Genomic DNA, 20,256 nt, shown 5'->3' on the forward strand with positions numbered 1-20,256 from the left:
CCGGACGGTGGCACAGGACTCGGGCCTCGCAGTGCTTCCCTCGCGGTGAACACTAGGGAGCACATAAGGCATTACCAAGCACATATCGCAATAAATCGCCCAGTGGCTCACTGAGGCCTTGCCCAGACATGACGAAGAGGCCACTTCCGGTGAACCGGAAATGACCTCCGACCTGCTACGTCGCAAGTCGGGACGACAGGATTTGAACCTGCGACCCCTTGACCCCCAGTCAAGTGCGCTACCAAGCTGCGCCACGTCCCGCTGCGCGCCCACCGCGGTGAACCGCGTGATCGCGCGAACAGCACTTTACCCCACACCCCCGGCCGCGCCGAAAGTCGGCCCCGGCGCGGGACAATCCCCGTATGGGCAGCACAGACAGCAGGGGAAACTCGCAGAACACCGGACACACGGAGAGCTTGTCCGCGGGCACGCCCGGCGGCGCCCGGGACCGCGACAGCGAGGGGCGGGCGCGCAACGCCCGGCCTCGGGACGGCCTCGGCCGGCCCCTGCCGTACGACGCGCCGGGCGTGCCGCGGCAGCCCGAGGGCGTCGTCCGCACGCCGGAGGAGACCGTCGACGAGGCGCAGCGACTCCTGGACGAAGGGAAACCGTTCCACGCGCACGAGGTCTTCGAGGACGCCTGGAAGTCGGGTCCCGACACGGAACGGGAACTCTGGCGCGGCCTCGCCCAGCTCGCCGTGGGCCTGACCCACACCGCCCGCGGCAACCTCACGGGCGGGGCACGCCTGCTGCGGCGCGGCGCGGTCGCGGCCGAGGAGTGGGCCTCCGCCTCCGGGGAGGCGACGCCGCACGGCATCGACATCGACAGCGTCGCGGCCTGGGCACGGCGGTTGGCCGAGGAGGTGGAGAGGTCGGGCCGCCCGGTGGACGCGGGAGCGCGGGCGCCCCGGTTGCGGGGTACGGAGGCGGGGCGCTGACGGGGGACGACCGAGGCGCACATCACCGGCGCTCCCGTTCTGGCATGCGCACGTAGAGGACCTGAGCCGCGGCCTGCCGGGCGAGCCGGCGAAGGCCATGGCGACCGGCACGGCGTGACGGGCGGCTGCCGCCCTGCCCGGAGTACCGAAGTCGGGATGCCGACCGGCGGACACGGCTCACCCTGGTTATCGTCCAGGCATGGAGTCCGTGCGTGCCGTGCTCGTCGACATCGACGGGGTGCTGACCGTCTCGTGGCGGCCCCTGCCGGGTGCCGTCGAGGCGTTGCGGGAGATCAGGGAAGCCGGGCTCGCCGTGCTGCTGGTCACCAACACGACGTCCCGGACGCGGGCGTCGATCGCCGGGACGCTCGCGGACGCGGGGTTCTGGGTGTCGGCCGAGGACATCCTGACCGCGCCCGCCGCCACCGCCGCCTACCTCGCCGAGCACTGTCCGGGCGCCCGGTGCGCCCTGCTGAACAGCGGTGACATCGCGGAGGACCTCGACGGTGTGGACGTCGTCGACGCTGCGGACCCGGGCACCGCGGCGTACTCCGCCGCGGTGCCCGATGTGGTGCTGGTCGGCGGGGCCGGTCCGGAGTTCGGTTACGCGGAGCTGGACCGGGCCTTCGGGCATCTCCAGCGCGGGGCCCGGCTGGTGGCGATGCACCGCAACCTGTACTGGCGTACGGCCGAGAGGCTGCGGCTGGACTCGGGGGCGTTCCTGGCCGGTCTCGAGCAGGCCGCCCGGGTGGAGGCCGAGATCACCGGCAAACCGGCCCGGGCGTTCTTCGAGGCGGCACTGGCCCGGCTGGGCGCCGGTGCGGGCGAGGCCCTGATGGTCGGGGACGACATCGAGTCCGACGTGCGCGCGGCACAGCGGGCCGGGATCACCGGGGTCCTCGTGCGGACCGGCAAGTTCCAGCCGGAGGACCTCCGCGCCGCCGACGGCACGCCCGACCACGTGATCGACTCCTTCGCGGACCTTCCGGCCCTCCTGCGGGGTTCAGCGCAGCAGTAGCTGCAGTCCGCCCACGACGGTCGCCGCGATGACCAGCTGTTCGAACAACCGCTGGTTGATCTTGTTGACTGCCCACTTGCCGAAGAACGCGCCGGGCACGACGAACACCACGAGCGCCAGGTCCAGGAGCAGGGAGCGGCCGTCGATCAGGCCGAGACCGGCACTGAAGGGCAGTTTGGAGACGTTGACGATCAGAAAGAAGAAGGCCGACGTGCCGAGGAAGCCGAGTTTGCGGAAGCCCGCGGACAGCAGGTACATCGACATCACCGGGCCGCCCGCGTTGGCGACCATCGTGGTGAAGCCGCCGAGGACGCCGTAGGAGCGGGCCTTGACCCGGCCCGCCCGGCTGGTGACCGACTCGGGCTCCGGCTCCCGTTCCGCCTCCGCCGTACGCCTGCGCCAGACGGTCACCGCGGCCATCAGCAGCAGGATCGCACCGATCGAGGTCCGTACGACCGCGTCGTCCGCCCACATCAGGAACACCGTGCCGATGACGACGCCCGCGGCGACCGCCGGGAACAGCCGCCACAGTGTGGGCCAGTGGGCGTGCCGCCGGTAGGTGGCGACGGCGAGCAGGTCCCCGGCGATCAGCACCGGCAGCAGCACGCCGGTGGAGGCACGGGCGGGCAGCACCGCGGCGAAGATGGCGAGGCTGACCGTGTTGGCCCCGCTCACGGCGGTCTTCGAGAAGCCGACGAGCAGGGCCGCGAAGGCGAGTGCGGCGAACTCCCAGCCGGTGATGTGCCAGAGCGTCATCGTGTTCATGCGAGCACTGATGCTATGTGCAACGAACCGGAGCCCGCAGGGCCGTCTCGCCGGTCGGGCATGACCAGCGAGACGCCCCTGGAGTACGACGGGCAGAAAGGCACACCAGGCCCTGATCGAGGTGCTCGGTCCCCGGCGGCTACGCCCGCTCGACCAGCACCGCGCTCCCCTGCCCCACCCCGACACACATCGTCGCCAGGCCGCGCCCCGCCCCGGTCCGCCGCATGCGGTGGAGCAGCGTCGTCAGGATGCGGGCGCCCGAGCAGCCCAGCGGGTGTCCGAGGGCGATGGCTCCGCCGCTCGGGTTGACCAGGTCGGGGTCGATGCCGAGCTGGTCCACGCAAGCCAGGGCCTGGGCCGCGAAGGCCTCGTTGAACTCGGCCTCCTCCAGATCGCCGATGCTCCAGCCGGCCCGGGTCAGTACCTTGCGGGTGGCGGGGACCGGGCCGATGCCCATGACGTCGGGGTGGACGCCTGCACAGGCTCCGGCGACGTAGCGGCCCAGGGACTCCAGGCCCAGCTCGTGCAGGGCGTCCTCGCTGACCAGGAGGAGGCCGGCGGCGCCGTCGTTCATCGGGGAGGCGTTGCCCGCGGTGACCGTGCCGCCGTCCCGGAAGACCGGCTTCAGCCGGGACAGCTTCTCGTACGAGGTGTCCTCGCGGACGCATTCGTCGGTGTCGACGACGACCCCGTCGGGGCGTTCCACGGGCAGGAGTTCGTCGTCGAAGTGGCCGTATCCGCGGGCGAGGGCGGCGCGCTGGTGGCTGCGCAGGGCGAAGTCGTCCTGGCGTTCGCGCGGGATGCCGTAGCGGGCGGCGACCTCCTCCGCCGTCTCGCCCATGGAGAGCAGCCCGTGCAGGTCCCGCATCGCCGGGTTGACCAGGCGCCAGCCGAGGCGGGTGTCGGCGGTCTCGATGCGGTGCGGCAGGGCCTCGTCGGGGCGGGGCAGGACGAAGGGGGCGCGGCTCATCGACTCGGAGCCGCCCGCGATCACGATGTCGGCCTCGCCGGCGGCGATGGTGCGGGCCGCCGTGGTCACGGCCTCCAGGCCGGACGCGCAGAGGCGGTTGACGGTGGCGCCGGGCACGGACTCGGGGAGGCCGGCGAGCAGTGCTGCCATGCGGGCGACGTTGCGGTTGTCCTCGCCGGCCTGGTTGGCGGCGCCCCAGTAGACGTCGTCGATGCGGGCGGGGTCGAGGGCGGGGACGTCGGCCAGGGCGCGCACGACGGTCGCGGCGAGGTCGTCGGGCCGTACCGAGGAGAGGGATCCCCGCAGCCTGCCGATGGGGGTGCGGCGGGCGGCCGCGAAGTGGACGGGACGCACGAGAGGACTCCTCACACCACTTAATTAGCACTGCTAGTTTCGGACTATAGACCCTCGGGCTGCGCCCTGTGAAGATTCTGAGGGTAGAAGCGACCTGGAAGAGCGTGATCGCAGGTCGGACCGACCGGCGTCCGTGCTTCCGCATCGGGGTTTGCCCCAGAGGGCCCGGGGCACCCGCGCGTTCATGGAGTGGTTGCGGAGCGCCGCCTGTGTGGACGAGGACCCCGAACTGTTCTTCCCCGTGGGCACGGCAGGCCCGGCCCTGCGGGACGTCGCCGCCGCGAAGCGGATCTGTGCGCGCTGCCCGGTCACCGACCAGTGCCTGAGCTTCGCGCTCAGCAGCGGCCAGGCCGCGGGCGTGTGGGGCGGGACCTGCGAGGAGGAGCGCGACGCACTGCTCCGGACGACGAGAAACGACGCGAGGAGGAGTAGCGCCCTATGACGGCTGTGCGGAGCACACTGCCCGACGAGGCCCGCCGGGTCTCGTGCGAGGCACTCCAGGACACCCTGGTGGATCTGCTCGGACTCTCGCTGATCGGGAAGCAGGCGCACTGGAACATCGTCGGACCGCGGTTCCGGTCGATCCACCTCCAGCTCGACGAGGTGGTCTCGGCCGCGCGGAACTTCGCCGACACGGCGGCGGAGCGGTCCGCCGCGCTCGGCGTCCCGCCGGACGGTCGTCCCGAGACGATCGCCAAGGCCTTCACCCTGCCCGCCCCCAAGGAGGGCTGGGTGCGCGACGCGGACGCCGTAAAGGTGATGGTCGAGTCCCTCCAGGACGCCATCGGCCGGCTGCGCGAGCGCATCGACGCGACCGAGAAGGCCGACCTGGTCACGCAGGATCTGCTGATCAGCATCACCGCCGAGCTGGAGAAGCAGCGGTGGATGTTCGACGCCGAGAACTTCCCCCGCGAGGGCTGAAGAGTGCGCGCACATACGGAGCGCGCGCACATACGTACGGAAGGGGCATGTGATGACCGACGCCCTTGAACTCGACGCGCTGTGGGAGGACTTCCACCGCGTGGTGAACATGACCTCGCAGGAGCTCGCGGCCTGGTTGCGGATGCGGGACGCCGACGAGGACGCGGAGCCGCTGCCCGACCAGGCGGGCACGCAGACCGGGCAGCACGTCCTGGCGATCCTGCAGAAGCGGCGCACCGACCTGACCGAGGACGACCTGCGGGTGATGCTGAAGGTCGTGGACACGGTCACCTCGCAGGTGGACGTGGAGAACGAGCCGGAGCCCGAGGTGACGGCCGAGGACACGCGCCGCAGGCGCCGGCTGATGACGATCGGCCACGATCCGCTCAAGGGGTAGTCGTGGACCGGCAGGAGCGCGTCGTGCGCGAACTTCTCGAAGCGCACGGCCGGACGTACGCGGACGAGGCGGGGATCCGGCTGAAGGACACCCCGCAGCCGCTGTACCGGCTGCTCGTGCTGGCCCATCTGCTCAGCGCCCGCATCCGCGGCTCGATCGCGGTGGCCACCGCCCGTGCCCTGCACGAAGCGGGGCTGCGCGATCCGCGCCGCATGGCACAGGCCGACTGGCAGGAGCGGGTGGACGCGCTCGGCCGGGGCGGCTACCGGCGCTACGACGAGCGCACGGCGACCCAGCTCGGTGAGGCCGCCGAGCTGTTGAACGAACGGTGGGGCGGGGATCTGCGGCGACTGCGCCGGGAGGCGGACGGCAAAGTGTCCGAGCTGCGCCACCTGCTCCAGGAGTTCCCCGGGATCGGCCCGGCCGGAGCCGACATCTTCCTGCGCGAGGCGCAGGGCGTGTGGCCGGAGGCCGCCCCCTACCTCGACGCCAAGGCCCTCCAGGGTGCCGAGCGGCTGAAGCTTCCGAAGGATCCGGACCGTCTCACCGAACTGGCCGGGCGGCGGACCGACCCGGCTGTCCTCGCCGCGGCGCTGGTGCGCGCGGCGGTGGACAAGGACGTGGCCGAGGACGCGCTGCGGCGGGCCGGGTGAACCGGCCCACGGCCTGTTGCGAAAGTGCCGCCTGCCCCGCCACTTTCACAACAGGCCCTGGCCTCAGCCGAGCAACCACCCTCCGTCCACCGCCAGTTCGACGGCGTTGACCGACCGGTTGCGCAGCAGGAAGTCGACCGCGTCCACCACGTCCGCCATGGAGGCCAGCCGCCCGGTGGGCGTCTCGGTGCGCAGTACGTCGAGCACCTTCTCCGGCTTGGCCTGCCAGTACGGGCTGTCGCCGACGACGCCGGGGTGCACCGCGTTGACCCGGACGGGCGCGAGTTCGACGGCGAGGGAGTTCATCAGGCCCCGCACGCCCGCGTTGACCGTCGCCACCGTCGTCGCCCCCGGGTAGGGGCGTTCCTTGGCCTGTCCGCCGAAGAGCACGATGGCGCTGTCGTCGTGCAGCCGGGTCCGCAGCGTGTGCACGACCTCGGTGTAGCCGACGAGCTTGAGGGTGACCAGCCGCAGCGCGGCGTCGATGTCGTACTCGCTCACCTTGTTGTCGTCCCGGGAGACACCCGCGACCACCAGCTCGTCGACGCGTCCCACGCCGGCCAGCGCCGCCGCGATCTCCAGCGGCCGCGCCAGGTCGAGGGCGATGCCCCGGGCACCGAACTCCTTGGCGATCAGGTCGGCGCGGTGAGCGTCACGGCCGGTCAGGACGACTTCGTCGCCACGCTCGGCGCGGGCCCGGGCGAACGCCAGGCCGATGCCCGACGTGCCGCCGACGACAAGGACACTGCTCATGAGCCCTCCCGAAGCGTCTGGCGCAGATAGTCCCAGTCCCTGGTGAACCGGTACGAGTGCCGCGACGGTGGCTGCGGCGCCTGTGTCTCCAGCCACCGCAGGGGCCCCTGCCCGGCATTGACGAACCCATGCACACAGCCGGTGCCCGCCCAGGCGAGGTCGCCGGGCTCCAGCCGGTACCGCTCGCCGTCGAGCGTGGTCTCGGCGACGCCCTCCAGGATCAGATACGTCTCCTCGAAGGGGTGGTCGTGGGTGCCGATGACGCCGTCGGACGCGTACTGCACCATGAACATCGTCGAGCCGACCGCGCCCAGGTCGCTGTCGACCATCATCTTCACGGTGATGCCGCTGTAGACCAGCAGCGCGGTGCGCATACTCGCCGTGACGGCCAGCAGGTCCTGGGACTGCCCGCCGGGGTCCATCTGGGCGGGCTCGAAGTGACCGAAGGAGCGGGTGCGCGGGTCGCGGACGTCGAGCCGGACGGGGTCGCGCACGGGCAGGTCCGGCACGGTCTGGGTGTCGTACCCGTAGCGGGCCCGGGGCACGGGGGCGAGCATGTCCGCCCAGCGGCCGGCGGTGTCCCCGGCGCCGCGCCAGGCGTGCGGCACGCCGATCGGCAGCAGGCCGTAGTCACCCTCCTCCAGCAGGTACGAGCCCTCGGGGACGTCGAGGACCACGGCCCCGCCGAGGATGTGGAAGCTCTCCTCGTACGAGTGCACATGGGCCGGCACACGGCCGTCGGGGCGCAGTTCGCACAGGCCGAAGCCGGTGTGCACACTGCCGTCGTCCTCGCCGACCAGCGTCCGCCGCCGGTGGCCCAGGGCGTCGTACGGCGGCTCGGGCAGCTCGGCCGCGCGGCGCACCAGATGATTCGTCATGCCGGGGCCTTCTCACCCGTCTCGCCCTTCGCCTCCTTCGTCTCCTTCGCCGCGAGGAGCCGGTCGCGGGCCTGCGAAACGAGCCGCAGCGCGCGCCCGGTGTCGGCGACCAGCCTGCCGTCGCGCTTGTGGATCACCCCGTCGACCAGGACGGTGTCCACGTTGGACACGTCCGCGCACAGGGTCACCGCGGCCGCCGCGTCGTGCACGGGCGCGACGTTCAGCGCGGTGGCGTCGATCGCGACGATGTCGGCGCGCTTGCCGGGGGTCAGGGAGCCGGTGCGGTCCTCCAGGCCCGCGACATGGGCGCCGTTGACGGTGGCGGCCTCCAGCATCTGACGCGCTGTCAGCATGGTGTCCGGGACGGGCAGGTTGGCCTGCCAGCAGTCGGCGTTGACGCGGGCGCGTTCGGCGCCGAAGGCCGCGCGGATCTGCGTGAACATGTCGCCGGGCACGGTGGTGACGACGTCGATGCTGAACGACGGCCGCAGACCGTGCTCGATCGCCTGCGTCACGGGCGGCCAGCCGTGGCCCATCTGGAGCTCCACCTGCGGCGCGACGGACACCGTGCCCCCGCTGTCGGCGACCATCCGCCACTCCTCCTCACTGAGGTAGCAGCAGTGGACGTAGGTGGTGTCCGGGCCGAGGAGCCCCATGCCGTGCAGTTGCCTGACCATGCCGAAGCGGCCGGCCAGCCGCCCCATGGCCACGTGCACGGTGATCGGGATGCCGAGTTCGCGGGCGAGGGCCCACTCGGCGGCGACGACCTCGCCTACGCAGAAGCCGGGTCCTCGGGTGGCGAGACCCATGGTCAGCAGGCCGTCGTCGGACGCGAAGTGCGTGGCGCGGATCCGCCGGACGTCGTCGGCGGGTATGGCGATCCTGCTCTCGAACCAGTAGTCGGCGAGGGAGGTGTTGGCGCTGCCGTACGCGTACTGCGCCCGGATGCCGGACTCCTTCAGGCCCTGGATCGCGGCGTCCGGGTGGTCCGGGGTGTTGTTGATGTGCGACCAGTCGACCAGCGTGGTGATACCGGCGTTGAGGCATTCCAGGGCGCCCGCGAGGTTGGCCGCGTAGACGTCCTCCGGGGTGTACAGGGGTGCGAAGGTGTCGAGGATGTCGACGAAGTAGTCGTCGAGGGTGGCGTCGGGTGCGACGCCGCGGATGGGCGCCTCCCAGGTGTGGCGGTGGGTGTCGACGAAGCCGGGGATCACGATGCGGCCGCTCATGTCGAGAATGTCGGCGTCCGCGCTTATCTCGGGCTCGACGGCCGCGATCCTGCCGTCCTCGACGAGGACGTCCCCCTGGGGCAGATCCCCGATGGCGGGGTCCATCGAGATCACGTGACCATTGCGCAGAAGTGTTCTCGTGGTCATCGTGCTTCCTCCCATGGGGTCTTCGGTGCGTGGGTGGGCGGTCAGTAGGCGGCGAGCGCGCGGACCGTCGTGACGACCTTGTCGGCGGTGGGGATGACCTGTTCCTCCAGCGCGTCGGCGAACGGCAGCGGGACGCACTCCCCCGCGACCCGCCGCACGGGCGCGTCCAGCAGGCCGAAGCCCTCGTCGGCGACGATCGAGACGACGGTGCCGCCCCAGCCGCCCTGGTACGGGTTCTCCTCGACGGTGACCAGCCGCGAGGTCGTGCGCAGGGAGTCGAGGACGGTCGCGGCGTCCAGCGGGACCAGGCAGCGCAGGTCGATCACCTCCGCCTCGATGCCCTCGCCCGACAGCACGTCGGCGGCCTTCAGCGCCAGGGGCACCGTCGAGGCGAGCGCGACGAGCGTGACGTCGGCGCCCTCGCGTACGACGGCGGCCCGGCCCAGCTCGACGACATGGTCAGGCGGTGGCGGTGGCCCCTTGGTGGCCAGGAGGGCCTTGTGCTCGAAGAAGACCACGGGGTCGTCGCTGCGGATCGCCGCCGCCATCATGCCGATGACGTCGGCGGGTGTGGCCGGTGCCGCGATCTTCAGACCGGGGACGGTCAGGGCCCAGTTCTCGGTGGCCTGCGAGTGCTGGGCGCCGAAACCGAGCCCGCCGCCGTTGGCGGTGCGCACGACGAGCGGCACCGTGACCTGGCCGCCGGTCATGTAGCGGACCTTGGGTATCTCGTTGGCGAGGTAGTCCCAGCAGCAGGCCAGGAAGTCGGAGAACATGATCTCCGCGACGGGCCGCATCCCGGTCATCGCGGCGCCCATCGCCGCGCCCACGATGGCCTGCTCGGATATGGGCGTGTCCCACACCCGCTCGGGCCCGAACTCTTTCAGCAGACCCACGGTCGTCTTGAACACACCGCCGGCCGCGGCGATGTCCTCCCCGAGGCACACGACGGAGGTGTCCCGGCGCATCTCGCGCGCGATGCCCTCGGCGACCGCTTCCCGGTAGGTGATCACGTCCGCCATGCGGCACCTCCGTCCGCCCACACGTCGGTCAGCGCCTCCCGCGGATCGGGCGGCGGTCCGGCCTTCGCCGCCTCGACGGCCCGCGCCACGAGGGCCCTGGCCCGCTCGTCGGCCTCCGCGACCGTCTCCGCCCCGGCTCCCAGCTCGGCCAGCCGCCCCCGGGCGAGGTCCAGCGGGTCGTGCTTCAGCCACCGTTCGACCTCTTCGGCCGGACGGTACGCCGCCGGGTCGGAGCGGCTGTGCCCGAAGTGCCGGTAGGTCTCGGCCTCCAGCACGGCGGGCCCGTCCCCCGCCCGGGCCCGCCGCGCGAGCCGCGCCACCGCCTCCTCGACGGCGACGACGTCGTTGCCGTCGACGACCTCGCCCGGGATGCCGTGGGCGGGCGCCCGGTCGGCGGCGGGCCGGGCCACCGCCGTGACGTCGGCGATCGGCGTGTACTCCATGTACAGGTTGTTCTCGCACACGAACAGCACCGGCAGCTTCCACACGGCGGCCAGGTTGAGCGACTCGTGGAAGGCGCCGATGTTGGTCGCGCCGTCGCCGAAGAAGGCGACCGCCAGCTGGTCCGTCCCGCGCAGCCGGGCCGACCAGGCCGCGCCGACCGCCATCGGCAGGTGGGAACCGACGATGGCGTACGAGCCGAGCATGCCGGTGGCCGCCTTGGTCAGGTGCATGGAGCCGCCCTTGGCCCCGCACAACCCGGTCGCCCGGCTCATGAGCTCGGCGAGGCACTCCTCGGGGGTGGCGCCCCGGGCGAGGGCATGGTGGTGGCCCCTATAGGTGGCGAACACATAGTCGTCCGGGCGCAGGGCGGCGCTCGCACCCACGGCGATCGCCTCCTGCCCGGCGGCGAGATGCGTGGTGCCCTTCACCAGGCCCTGGAGGAACAGGTCGTGGGCGGCCTTCTCCGTGCGGCGGATGACGGCCATCCGCTCGTAGCAGGCGAGGAGTCCGGCGGCGTCCATCAGTCCGCTCCGTCGTCACGCGAGGTGTTGAGATGGGACTGCGCCTCCCGGCGGGTGTTCAGCTCGCCGCCCACCGTCCAGTACTTGCGCCCGGCCACCAGCAGTTCCTCGGCGGGGAACTTGGTGATGACCTCGCAGCCGTCGGCGGTGACGACGAGTTCCTCCTCGATCCGGGCGGCGGACCAGCCGTCGGCGGCCGGCCAGTAGGTCTCCAGGGCGAACACCATGCCCTCTTCGAGGACTTCGGGGTGGTCGAGGGAGACCAGGCGGCTGAAGATCGGCTTCTCCCAGATCGACAGGCCGACGCCATGGCCGTACTGGAGGGCGAAGGCGGCGGTCTCGTCGGCGAAGCCGAACTCCTCGGCGCGCGGCCACACCCGCACGATGTCGGCGGTGGTCGCGCCCGGCCGGACGAGCGCGATCGCCTCGTCCATGTACGCGCGGCAGCGCACATAGGCGTCCCGTTGCGCACGGGAGGCGCTGCCCACGGCGAACGTGCGGTAGTAGCAGGTGCGGTAGCCGAGGTGGCTGTGCAGGATGTCGAAGAAGGCCGGGTCGCCGGGGCGGATCAGGCGGTCGCTGTAGACGTGCGGGTGGGGTGAGCAGCGCTCGCCCGAGATGGCGTTGACGCCCTCGACGTACTCGCTGCCGAGGTCGTACAGGACCTTGGCCACGACCCCGACGCACTCGTTCTCGCGCACACCCGGGCGCAGATAGCCGTACAGCTCCTCATAGGCCGCGTCGACCATGGCGCAGGCCTGGGTGAGCAGGGCGATCTCGTCGCCGGTCTTGATCCGGCGGGCCTCCAGGAAGACCTGCTGCCCGTCGACGACGTCGATGCCCTCGGCGCGCAGGGCGGCGAGGACGGGCATCTCGGCGACGTCGACGCCGAGCGGTTCGTTCGCCAGCCCGTGCTCGCGCAGTTCTGCGGCGATCTTGGCGGCCACGTCCTCGGCGATGCCCGCGTCCGGGTGGAAGGCGCCGCGCAGGGTGGAGATGCCGGCGCGTGCGCCGGTGGGCGGGCCGCCCTTGCCGTCGCTGTAGTCGAGCCACGGGTTGTACAGCTGGTGGTGCCGGGCGGCGGAGCCGAAGTCCCAGACGACGGGTTCGCCGTCGCGCACCAGCAGGGCGAAGCGGATCAGCTTGTCCATCGCCCAGGTGCCGATGTGCGTGGCGGTCATGTAGCGGATGTTGGCGAAGTCGAAGCTGAGCACCGCGCCCAGCGCGGAGCGGTTCAGCCACTCGTGCAGCCGGGCCAGCCGCTGTCCGCGCAGCCGGTCCAGGTCGATGCGCTCTTCCCAGTCGACGGCGTTGGGGCCGTATGTGCGGATCGCCATGGCGACCACCCCCACTTCGGAGTGAACGCCCGGGTCCTGCGGGTGTCAAGTGTCACTGAACATCGCCGGACACGAACCAGACACCGACAGCCGGTACCTCTCCATCGTTGCGGTAGCGGTGGGGGGTCGTCGACTCGAAGGAGACGGCGTCGCCCGGGCGCACGGTGTACTCGTCGAAACCGAGGGTGAGGATCAGTTCGCCGGAGGTCAGATAGCCGTACTCGGTGCCGGCGTGCCGCATCAGTGCGCCGGAGCCGGAGGAGGAGCCGCCGGGCCGGTAGGTCACCAGCAGGAAGTCGACCTCCGCGCCCGGCACCCGGCCCAGCCGCTCCCAGACGACGCCCGAGTCCAGCTCCAGCCTCTCGCGCTCCCCCGCGCCGACCAGCGGGCCGATCCGCCGCCCCGGGTCGGCGGCGAAGGCGGCCAGGGCGTGCAGGACGGTGGCGCCGGGGGCCGCCGCCGCGAGCGGTGTCGCTCCGTGCCGCGGGAGTCCGGCGCTGTCCCGGGCGTCGAAGAGGGACTCGACGGAGATGCCCAGGGCCGTCGTGATCGCGTACAGCGTGCTGACGGAGGGCTGGCTCTTGCCGGTCTCGATCTGCGACACGAGGCTCGCCGAGACGCCGACCTCCCGGGCGAGCGCGCGCAGGCTCCTCCCGCGCTCCAGACGCGCCTGCCGGATACGCGCACCGACGGGCGGCACGACGGAAGGGGACACGGGCGGCTCCTCTCCCGAGTGACGGGTGTGCAGCTCCATTGAACAGCCGGTGGGGTGTGCCCCGCCAGACACGGCGGCTGCGACCTCGCCACCCAGCGCCCCTGCGCCGCCGTACATCACCGTGGTCGCCGAAGATCCCCGGACAGCGAGGAGGCCGTGGCGCCGGCCCGGCGCGAGCGGCACCCCGGCCCACTCGGCGCCGCTCCGTGAGCCGTTGACCGAGCGCGAGCCGGACGTGGTCCGCCGGGCCGCCCCCGGCCGGACCGACGCCGAGATCGCGGCCTGGGCATGACACGACGGGCACGCCGGAGCGTGCGGTGTGGGCGGTGCTCACCCGAACAGTCCGGTGCCGGTGGTGGGCCGTCGGGGCCGGTGGTGCGCTGAGGACACGCGTCCCGTTCTCAGGAGGCACCCCCGATGTCCCGTCGTCCGTACCGGCTCGTCCGTGTTCTCTCCGCCGCCCTGGCGGCAGGCACGCTGCTGACCACCACCGGCTGCTCGGACGACGGCGACACGGACGGTTCCCGCGTCTCGGACGTCGCCGCGTCACAGGTCGCCGGGAAGCGGCAGACCCCCTCGCCGACCGCCACCCTCACCACGGACGGCGCACGGGCCGCGCTGATCACCGAGGCGGACATCGAGGACGACTGGACCCAGGTCAAGGACACCGAGGCCGAGAACTGGCACGACAGCCTGCTCATCGGCCAAGTCGACGTCGCCGACTTCCTCACCGCCAAGGCCCAGGCCGCCGACTGCCGGCGGCTCCTCGGCTCCCTCTTCGACGACGATCTGCTCGGCAAGCCGTCCGGGGCGTCCGAGCTGCGCGGCTTCGAGCAGGGCGAATCGCGCCTGCTGTACCAGGTCGCCTCCTACGAACCGACCGGCCTGCGCGACTCCCTGAACTGGATGGCGAGCCTGCCGGAGACGTGCGACCAGTTCACCGCCACCGACCACGGCGAACAGCGCACCGTCCAGGTCGTCGAGACCTCGCTGCCCGACGTCGGCGACGCCCGGGAGGGCCTGCGCGTGACGGTGCGGGGCACGACCGGCGGCACGGATGCCGTGCTGACCCTGGACGTCGCCGCCGTACGCGTCGGCGACGACGCGATCACCGTCACGGCGGGCGGGCTCGACGGGGGCGAGAGCGACTCCGTCGGGCAGGCGGTGCGCAGCGGCACCCAGCGCCTGAAGGACGTACTGGCCGGCAAGACGCCCACGCCGAACCCCAGCGAGTTCGACTGACACGGGCCGCGGCTCTCCCCCGCGCCTGCACCCGCCGCCGGCTTCTGCCGATTCCGGGGACAGGTGATCACCGGAGCGGCACAATGGCCGCGACGACCGGCACCGGTCGCTCGTGCGAGGAGAGGAAGAGACGTGAGTGAGAGCCACACCCCGCCGAGCGGCTCGGCGCGCCTGAACACCGGTGTGGCGCACAACGCGCGCGTGTGGAACTACTGGATCGGCGGCAAGGACAACTACGAGGTCGACCAGAAGGTCGGCGAGCAGGTGGCCGGCATGTTCCCGGTCATCCGGGACATCGCCCGGGCGGACCGGGACTTCCTGGGCCGGGCCGTGTCGTTCCTGGCCGGGGAGCGCGGAGTACGGCAGTTCCTCGACATCGGCACGGGGCTGCCGACGGCGGCCAACACCCACGAGATCGCCCAGCGGCTCGCGCCCGACTCCCGGATCGTCTACGTCGACAACGACCCGATCGTGCTGGTGCACGCCCGCACCCTGCTGACCGGCACCCCCGCCGGCGCCACCGCCTACATCGACGCCGATGTGCACGACCCGGACGGCATCCTGGAACGGGCCGGGCACACCCTCGACCTCACCCGGCCCGTCGCCGTCATGATGCTGGGCATCCTCAACTTCGTCCTGGACACGGAGAAGGCCCGGGACATCGTGCGCCGTGTGATGGCCGCGGTCCCCTCCGGCAGCCACCTGGTCCTCACCCACCCCACCTTCGACGACGAGCTCGGCGGCGCGGGGCAGATCCCGGCCATGAAGTTCTGGAACGAGAACGCCACACCCCCGATCACGGCCCGCAGCGGCGCGGACATCGCCGCGTTCTTCGACGGTCTGGAACTGCTCGACCCGGGCCTGGTGTCGTGCGGGCAGTGGCGGGCCGACGCCGGCTCGGCCGTGCTGGTGCCGCAGTACGGCGCGGTGGCCGTCAAGGCCTGACGCCCGCGGCCGTCCCCGCGAGGAGGACGTATCGAGGAGGACGCATGACGACCCTGGCCGATCCGGTGCCCGGCGGCCGTCCCGGCGATGTCGAGCGGGCCACCGTGCTGAGCGGCGAGCTGTCGGGGCGGGGTGTGCACGGCGTCGTGCTCTCCTACGTGGACACCGCGGGCATCGGCAGGGTGAAGACGATCCCGACGGCCCGGCTCGCCTCCGCCGCGGCCTGGGGCGTCGGCATGTCCCCGGTGTTCGACACGTTCCTGGCGAACGACTCCGTCGTGACCACCGACGTCCTCGGCTCCCCCGACGGCGATCTGCGTCTCTACCCGGATCTCGACCAGCTCGTGGTGCTGGCCGGGCAGCCGGGCTGGGCGTGGGCGCCGGTCGACCGGATCACGCAGGACGGGGAGCGGCATCCCGGCTGCGCGCGTACGTTTCTGCGCCGGGTCGTCACCGAGGCGGCCGAGCGGCACGGCCTGACGTTCAGGGCGGCCGTGGAGGTCGAGTGGACCCTGGCCCGCGGGGACGCGCCCGGCGACACGTTCGTGCCCGCGACGACCGGCCCGGCGTACGGGGCCACACGGCAGGTCGAGCTCGGTGACTACGCCGCCGACCTGCTGGCGGCGTGCGCGGCCCAGGGCCTCGACGTGGAGCAGGTCCATCCCGAGTACGCGGCCGGGCAGTTCGAGATCTCGGTGGGTGCCGTCGACCCGGTGGCTGCGGCCGACCGCAGCGTGCTGGTGCGGCAGACGGTCCGCGCGGTGGCCCAGCGGCACGGGCTGCGCGTCTCGTTCGCCCCGGCCGTCGTCGGGCAGGGCGTCGGCAACGGCGGGCACGTCCATCTCTCGGCCTGGCGCGGCGGGGTCAATCTGCACGCCGGGGGCGAGGGCCGCTACGGCATGACGGCCGAGGCGGAGTCGTTCACGGCCGGCCTCCTCGCCCATCTGCCCGGTCTCACGGCCGTGACGGCGCCGAGCCCCGCCAGCTATCTGCGGCTCAGGCCCTCCCAGTGGGCCGGGGTGTTCACCGCGTGGGGCCGCGAGACCCGGGAGACCGCCCTGCGCGTCGTCACGGGCACGGCGGGGCTGCGCGACCAGGCGGCCAACCTGGAGATCAAGCCGATCGACCTGGCCGCGAACCCCTACCTCGCGATCGGCTCCCTGATCGCCGCCGGACTGGACGGCCTGACCTCGTCCGCCGCCCTGCCCGAGGAGACCACCGGGGACCCGGCACGGCTGGGCGAGGCGGAGGCGGCGGCCCGGGGCGTACGGCGGCTGCCGGTCTCGCTGGAGCGGGCCGTCGAGGAGTTCCGCGAGGACGACGTGCTGCGCGCCGCCCTCGGCCCGGTCCTGGCGGACGCGGTGATCGCCGTACGGCGGGGAGAGCTGGCGTCCGTCGCCGGTCTCGACGACGACCAGGTGGCGGCGGCCTACCGGTGGACGTACTGACGTGGGCGCGGTCCGCGAAGCGCTCGACGCGCTGCGCCTGGTCGACCACCACTGCCACGGCACGGTGACCGCCGAACTCGGCCGGGAGGACTTCGAGCCGCTCCTCACGGAGGGCGACGCGTGGCCGGGCGTCTCGCCCTTCGACAGTCCCGTGGGCGTGGCCGTGCGCCGCCACTGCGCTCCCCTGCTGGACCTGCCGCGGCACGCCCCCGTGGAGCAGTACCTGGCCCGGCGCTCGGAGCTCGGCCGGCGCGAGGTGCAGCGGCGCTTCCTGCGCGCCTCGGGGACGGACGTCTTCTGCGTCGACACCGGTTTCGCCGCCGAGCGGCTCACCACCCCGCGCGAGGTCGCCGAGGCCGCGGGCGGGTCCGCCTACGAGGTCGTGCGGCTGGAGGGCGTCGCCGAGTCGGTGCGGGCCGCGGGGGTCGAGCCGGACGCCTACGCGGACGCCTTCCGCGCGGCGGCGCTGGACGCGGTGCGGCGACCGGGCGTGGTGGCCGTGAAGTCGGTGGCGGCCTACCGCACCGGCTTCGGCCTGGACCCGGCCCGCCCCTCGGACGCGGAGGTCACCGGCGCCGCCCGGCACTGGGCGGCCCGCGGCGGCCGCCTGGACGACCCGGTCCTGGTACGGCACCTGCTGTGGACCGCCGTCGACCTGGGCCTGCCGCTCCAGCTGCACACCGGGTTCGGTGACGACGACATCCGGCTGCACCGGGCCGACCCGGCCCTCCTCACGGACTGGCTGCACCTGACGGCCGGGACGATCCCGGTCCTGCTGCTGCACTGCTGGCCCTACCAGCGGCAGGCCTCCTTCCTCGCGGCGGTCTTCGAGCAGGTGTACCTCGACGTGGGCCTCACCCTCCATCACGTCGGCCCGGCCCGGGCCGGTGCGGTCCTGGCGGAGGCCCTGGAGATCACGCCGTTCCGCAAACTGCTGTACAGCTCCGACGCGTACGGTGTGCCGGAGTTCTTCCACCTCGGGGCCCTCGCCTTCCGCCAGGGCCTGGCGGAACTGCTCCAGGGGCGGGTGGACGCCGACGAGCTGTCCCTGCCGGACGCGCTGCGGATCGCCCGGTGGGCCGGGCGGGACAACGCCCTGCGGGTCTACGGGCTCGCCGACGACTCCCCGGGAGACGGCTGAACGGCGTGGAGCCGGTCACAGTTCCTCCCGAGCGGCTACCCAGGAAGTCCGAACGACTGAAAGTATGATCAAGCGATGTCTGACATGACCGAAACCACGCCCGGCTGGCTGTCCTCCGACGAACTGGAGATGACACGTGCCCGCATGCCGATCCTGTACGTCGATGCCGTCCCGGTCCGCGTCGACGACAGCGGTGAAGTCACCAGTGTCGGCGTGCTGCTGCGCATGGGACCCGACGGGACGGTCAGCCGGACGTTGGTGTCCGGCCGCGTGCTGCACCACGAACGCGTCCGCGACGCCCTCCTGCGCCACCTGGAGAAGGACCTCGGCCCGGTCGCGCTGCCCCGGGTCCCGACGTCGCTCCAGCCGTTCACGGTCGCGGAGTACTTCCCGACGCAGGGGATCACGCCGTACCACGACCCCCGGCAGCACGCGGTGTCCCTGGCCTACATCGTGCCGGTGACGGGTGACTGCCGGCCCCGGCAGGACGCGCTCGACCTGGTGTGGTTCAGCCCGCAGGAGGCCGTGTCGGAGGCGGTGCAGAGCGAGATGCCGGGCGGTCACGGGGTGCTGCTCAAGCAGGCGCTGGCCCATGCGGGCTGCGTGATCTGATACCCCTCCGCATCGGCCGTGGACGGCACCGTAACCGGAGGGCGGTGGCTCCGAACGCAATCAGCGGGTCTGCCGAAATCGGCAGACCCGCTGGTCGACTCTGTCGGGACGACAGGATTTGAACCTGCGACCCCTTGACCCCCAGTCAAGTGCGCTACCAAGCTGCGCCACGTCCCGTTGCCCGTCTGACCTGGGGGTTTCCCCCGGCCCAACGCGCAGGGAAACAATACCGCACTCGCGCCGGTGATCGCGCATCCGTTTCCGGGGCCCACCCCCTCTCAGTCCGCTGCGGGGAGGCCCAGCCGGGGATGCGCCTCCAGGAGCCGGGTGGGAGCCGCCTGGCGCCAGGAGTCGGCCAGGATGTCCCGCAGTTCGCCCTCACCCTCCAGCGCGGCGAGCCGGACCCGCACCCAGGCGAACTGCGCCTCGTGACCGGCGATCCAGAACTTCCCCGGCTCGGCGAGCACCAGTTCGTCCCGCTCCTCCTTGGGGCAGCGCACGGCGATGGACGTCTCGTCCTCCGGCAGCGTGGCGAACATCTTTCCAGCGACCCGGAACGTGGGCATGCTCCAGGCGATCTTCTCCGTCGTGTCCGGCAGGGACAGGGCGATACGTCGTACGTCTTCGGCATCCGGCATGGCAGGCACGGTATCGGCTGCCACTGACAATCACCTGGTGAGAGCGGTTGCCGGTACGTGCTTGTAGTAGATCGTCGTCGGCCGGAGCCGCCCGTCGGGGCTCGTCGCGTAGTCGGGGATCGCGCCGATCGCCGTCCAGCCGGCGGACCGGTACAGCCGCTCGGCGGGGCTGCCGGTCTCGGTGTCCAGGTGCAGGAGCGTGATGCCGGCCTCGGCGGCGGCACCCTCCGCCCTGGTCAGGAGCCGGCGTCCGAGGCCACGGCCGCGGGCGTCCCTGTGCACCATGAGCTTGACGAGCTCGGCGCGGTGACGGCTGTTCGGCTTGCGAGGGAAGGCCAGGCTCACGGTGCCCAGCACCCGGCCCCCGTCGTACGCCGCCCACACGGCGAGTCGTCCCGCTGTCACGTCGTCCGCCCGTTCCTCCCACCAGGCGAGCGCCTCCGCCCGGTCGAGCGGGGCGAGGAAGCCGACCGAGGCACCACCGTTCACGGTGTCGACCAGCAGATCCGCCAACCCGCCCTTGTCCCCGGAGAGTCGGGCCGCGTCCAGGCGCTCGACGATCACGGCCGCACCACCGCCAGCAGATACCGGACGCCCTCGTCAGCGCCGCACCGGAACCGGGTCGGGCCCCACACGCGCATGCGCAGACAGTCGCCGGTGACGAGGTGGTGTGCGGTGTCCCGCACGGTCACGTCGAGGGCGCCTTCCAGGACCCAGATGTGCTGCTCGAGGCCGGTGACGGGCGGACGGTCGTAGGCGATGTCTGCGCCGGGCGAGAGGCGGGCCTCGACGAGTTCGCCGCGCAGGGCGGGGTGCGGCGGCGACACGGACCGTCGTACGAAGCCGGAGGCCTGGTCCTGCCAGACGGGCTGGTCTGCGGCCCGCAGCACGGGGGCCGGCTCGGCCTCGACCTCGCTGAGCAGCTGGGACATGGTCCGCCCGTAGACGGCGCACAGTCGGTTCAGGAGGGAGGCCGTGGGGCTGATCTCCGCCCGCTCGGCCCGGGACAGTGTGGACCGGCTCACTCCGCTGCGGTCCGCCAACTCGCCCAGGGAGTAGCCGTGTTCGGTCCGCAGCGCGGCCAGGCGGGCGCCCAGCCGGGTGTCGATCGCGCCCGCGTCGTCGCTTCTCATATATGGGACGATATCCCGGATGTGAGACGACCGCG

At 72.4% G+C, this 20,256-nt stretch carries 23 protein-coding genes and 2 tRNA genes; 11 read left to right on the forward strand and 14 right to left on the reverse strand.

Annotation, left to right across the window (positions count from 1 at the left end):
• Positions 1–187: 187 nt before the first annotated feature.
• Positions 188–261 (reverse strand) — tRNA-Pro (locus ACFZDA_RS13025).
• A 101-nt stretch (positions 262–362) separates the two neighbouring features.
• On the opposite strand from ACFZDA_RS13025, the gene ACFZDA_RS13030 reads away from it, so the two are divergent.
• Both ACFZDA_RS13030 and ACFZDA_RS13035 read left to right on the forward strand, forming a co-directional pair.
• Positions 363–938 carry a DUF309 domain-containing protein gene (locus ACFZDA_RS13030; RefSeq protein ID WP_391079250.1) on the forward strand — a complete coding sequence of 192 codons (576 nt, stop codon included), beginning with the start codon at positions 363–365 and terminating at the stop codon, positions 936–938.
• Between the two features lie 199 nt (positions 939–1,137).
• Positions 1,138–1,956 (forward strand): HAD-IIA family hydrolase, encoded by an 819-nt coding sequence (locus ACFZDA_RS13035; RefSeq protein WP_391079252.1) that lies wholly within the window; start codon positions 1,138–1,140, stop codon positions 1,954–1,956.
• On the opposite strand, the gene ACFZDA_RS13040 is transcribed toward ACFZDA_RS13035, so the two are convergent.
• Both ACFZDA_RS13040 and ACFZDA_RS13045 read right to left on the reverse strand, forming a co-directional pair.
• Positions 1,942–2,721: a TSUP family transporter gene (locus ACFZDA_RS13040; RefSeq protein ID WP_391079255.1), complete on the reverse strand. Its 780-nt coding sequence runs from the start codon at positions 2,719–2,721 to the stop codon at positions 1,942–1,944. The two genes, ACFZDA_RS13035 and ACFZDA_RS13040, sit on opposite strands and share 15 nt — an antisense overlap.
• A 139-nt stretch (positions 2,722–2,860) precedes the next feature.
• On the reverse strand, positions 2,861–4,045 hold the full coding sequence (locus tag ACFZDA_RS13045; protein ID WP_391079258.1) for an acetyl-CoA C-acyltransferase: 1,185 nt from the start codon (positions 4,043–4,045) through the stop codon (positions 2,861–2,863).
• A 184-nt stretch (positions 4,046–4,229) separates the two neighbouring features.
• Here ACFZDA_RS13045 and ACFZDA_RS13050 point away from each other — a divergent pair, with 184 nt between their 5' ends.
• Genes ACFZDA_RS13050 through ACFZDA_RS13065 form a run of 4 tightly spaced genes read left to right on the forward strand, consistent with a single transcriptional unit; the run spans position 4,230 to position 6,016 of the window.
• The gene (locus ACFZDA_RS13050; RefSeq protein WP_391079260.1) at positions 4,230–4,487 is read left to right on the forward strand and encodes a WhiB family transcriptional regulator; all 258 of its coding nucleotides are present in this window, start codon (positions 4,230–4,232) and stop codon (positions 4,485–4,487) included.
• Entirely contained in the window at positions 4,484–4,966 is a 483-nt protein-coding gene (locus ACFZDA_RS13055) for a ferritin-like domain-containing protein (RefSeq protein WP_391079263.1), read from the forward strand. The genes ACFZDA_RS13050 and ACFZDA_RS13055 overlap by 4 nt, the downstream gene beginning before the upstream one ends.
• 52 nt (positions 4,967–5,018) lie before the next feature.
• Positions 5,019–5,363, forward strand: coding sequence for a DUF3140 domain-containing protein (locus ACFZDA_RS13060; protein ID WP_391079265.1), 345 nt, complete (start codon positions 5,019–5,021; stop codon positions 5,361–5,363).
• 2 nt (positions 5,364–5,365) lie between these two features.
• The gene (locus tag ACFZDA_RS13065; protein ID WP_391079267.1) at positions 5,366–6,016 is read left to right on the forward strand and encodes an endonuclease; all 651 of its coding nucleotides are present in this window, start codon (positions 5,366–5,368) and stop codon (positions 6,014–6,016) included.
• 63 nt (positions 6,017–6,079) lie between these two features.
• On the opposite strand, the gene ACFZDA_RS13070 is transcribed toward ACFZDA_RS13065, so the two are convergent.
• The 7 genes from ACFZDA_RS13070 to ACFZDA_RS13100 are packed head-to-tail and all read right to left on the reverse strand — an operon-like array spanning position 6,080 to position 13,062.
• Entirely contained in the window at positions 6,080–6,769 is a 690-nt protein-coding gene (locus tag ACFZDA_RS13070; protein ID WP_391079270.1) for an SDR family oxidoreductase, read from the reverse strand.
• Positions 6,766–7,647, reverse strand: coding sequence for a cupin domain-containing protein (locus tag ACFZDA_RS13075; RefSeq protein WP_391079273.1), 882 nt, complete (start codon positions 7,645–7,647; stop codon positions 6,766–6,768). Before ACFZDA_RS13075 ends, ACFZDA_RS13070 begins: the two co-directional genes overlap by 4 nt.
• On the reverse strand, positions 7,644–9,023 hold the full coding sequence (locus ACFZDA_RS13080; RefSeq protein WP_391079276.1) for an amidohydrolase family protein: 1,380 nt from the start codon (positions 9,021–9,023) through the stop codon (positions 7,644–7,646). Before ACFZDA_RS13080 ends, ACFZDA_RS13075 begins: the two co-directional genes overlap by 4 nt.
• Positions 9,024–9,064: 41 nt before the next feature.
• Entirely contained in the window at positions 9,065–10,045 is a 981-nt protein-coding gene (locus ACFZDA_RS13085; protein ID WP_391079279.1) for a pyruvate dehydrogenase complex E1 component subunit beta, read from the reverse strand.
• Complete coding sequence (locus ACFZDA_RS13090) at positions 10,033–11,010, reverse strand: thiamine pyrophosphate-dependent enzyme (protein ID WP_391079282.1); 978 nt, start codon at positions 11,008–11,010, stop codon at positions 10,033–10,035. The genes ACFZDA_RS13085 and ACFZDA_RS13090 overlap by 13 nt, the downstream gene beginning before the upstream one ends.
• Positions 11,010–12,347 carry a M24 family metallopeptidase gene (locus ACFZDA_RS13095; RefSeq protein WP_391079285.1) on the reverse strand — a complete coding sequence of 446 codons (1,338 nt, stop codon included), beginning with the start codon at positions 12,345–12,347 and terminating at the stop codon, positions 11,010–11,012. Before ACFZDA_RS13095 ends, ACFZDA_RS13090 begins: the two co-directional genes overlap by 1 nt.
• A gap of 52 nt (positions 12,348–12,399) precedes the next feature.
• Entirely contained in the window at positions 12,400–13,062 is a 663-nt protein-coding gene (locus ACFZDA_RS13100; RefSeq protein WP_391079288.1) for a cupin domain-containing protein, read from the reverse strand.
• Between the two features lie 417 nt (positions 13,063–13,479).
• Here ACFZDA_RS13100 and ACFZDA_RS13105 point away from each other — a divergent pair, with 417 nt between their 5' ends.
• The 5 genes from ACFZDA_RS13105 (at position 13,480) to ACFZDA_RS13125 (ending at position 18,450) form a co-directional block, all read left to right on the forward strand.
• Positions 13,480–14,304: a hypothetical protein gene (locus ACFZDA_RS13105; protein ID WP_391079291.1), complete on the forward strand. Its 825-nt coding sequence runs from the start codon at positions 13,480–13,482 to the stop codon at positions 14,302–14,304.
• Between the two features lie 132 nt (positions 14,305–14,436).
• On the forward strand, positions 14,437–15,249 hold the full coding sequence (locus tag ACFZDA_RS13110) for an SAM-dependent methyltransferase (RefSeq protein WP_391079293.1): 813 nt from the start codon (positions 14,437–14,439) through the stop codon (positions 15,247–15,249).
• A gap of 44 nt (positions 15,250–15,293) precedes the next feature.
• Positions 15,294–16,697: a glutamine synthetase gene (locus ACFZDA_RS13115; protein WP_391079295.1), complete on the forward strand. Its 1,404-nt coding sequence runs from the start codon at positions 15,294–15,296 to the stop codon at positions 16,695–16,697.
• Between the two features lies 1 nt (position 16,698).
• A complete protein-coding gene (locus ACFZDA_RS13120; protein WP_391079297.1) occupies positions 16,699–17,838 on the forward strand; it encodes an amidohydrolase family protein in 1,140 nt (379 codons plus the stop codon).
• An 84-nt stretch (positions 17,839–17,922) separates the two neighbouring features.
• A complete protein-coding gene (locus tag ACFZDA_RS13125) occupies positions 17,923–18,450 on the forward strand; it encodes an NUDIX hydrolase family protein (RefSeq protein WP_167409651.1) in 528 nt (175 codons plus the stop codon).
• 103 nt (positions 18,451–18,553) lie between these two features.
• Here the strand turns inward: ACFZDA_RS13125 and ACFZDA_RS13130 are convergent.
• The 4 genes from ACFZDA_RS13130 to ACFZDA_RS13145 form a co-directional block, all read right to left on the reverse strand.
• A tRNA-Pro gene (locus ACFZDA_RS13130) sits at positions 18,554–18,627 on the reverse strand.
• Positions 18,628–18,728: 101 nt separating this feature from the next.
• On the reverse strand, positions 18,729–19,088 hold the full coding sequence (locus ACFZDA_RS13135) for an MmcQ/YjbR family DNA-binding protein (protein WP_391079300.1): 360 nt from the start codon (positions 19,086–19,088) through the stop codon (positions 18,729–18,731).
• Positions 19,089–19,118: 30 nt separating this feature from the next.
• Positions 19,119–19,652, reverse strand: coding sequence for a GNAT family N-acetyltransferase (locus ACFZDA_RS13140; protein ID WP_391079303.1), 534 nt, complete (start codon positions 19,650–19,652; stop codon positions 19,119–19,121).
• Positions 19,649–20,221 (reverse strand): helix-turn-helix domain-containing protein, encoded by a 573-nt coding sequence (locus tag ACFZDA_RS13145; protein ID WP_391079306.1) that lies wholly within the window; start codon positions 20,219–20,221, stop codon positions 19,649–19,651. Before ACFZDA_RS13145 ends, ACFZDA_RS13140 begins: the two co-directional genes overlap by 4 nt.
• Positions 20,222–20,256 lie beyond the last annotated feature (35 nt).

The sequence above is a fragment of the Streptomyces sp. NPDC007991 genome, from assembly GCF_042958445.1.
Taxonomy (GTDB): domain Bacteria; phylum Actinomycetota; class Actinomycetes; order Streptomycetales; family Streptomycetaceae; genus Streptomyces.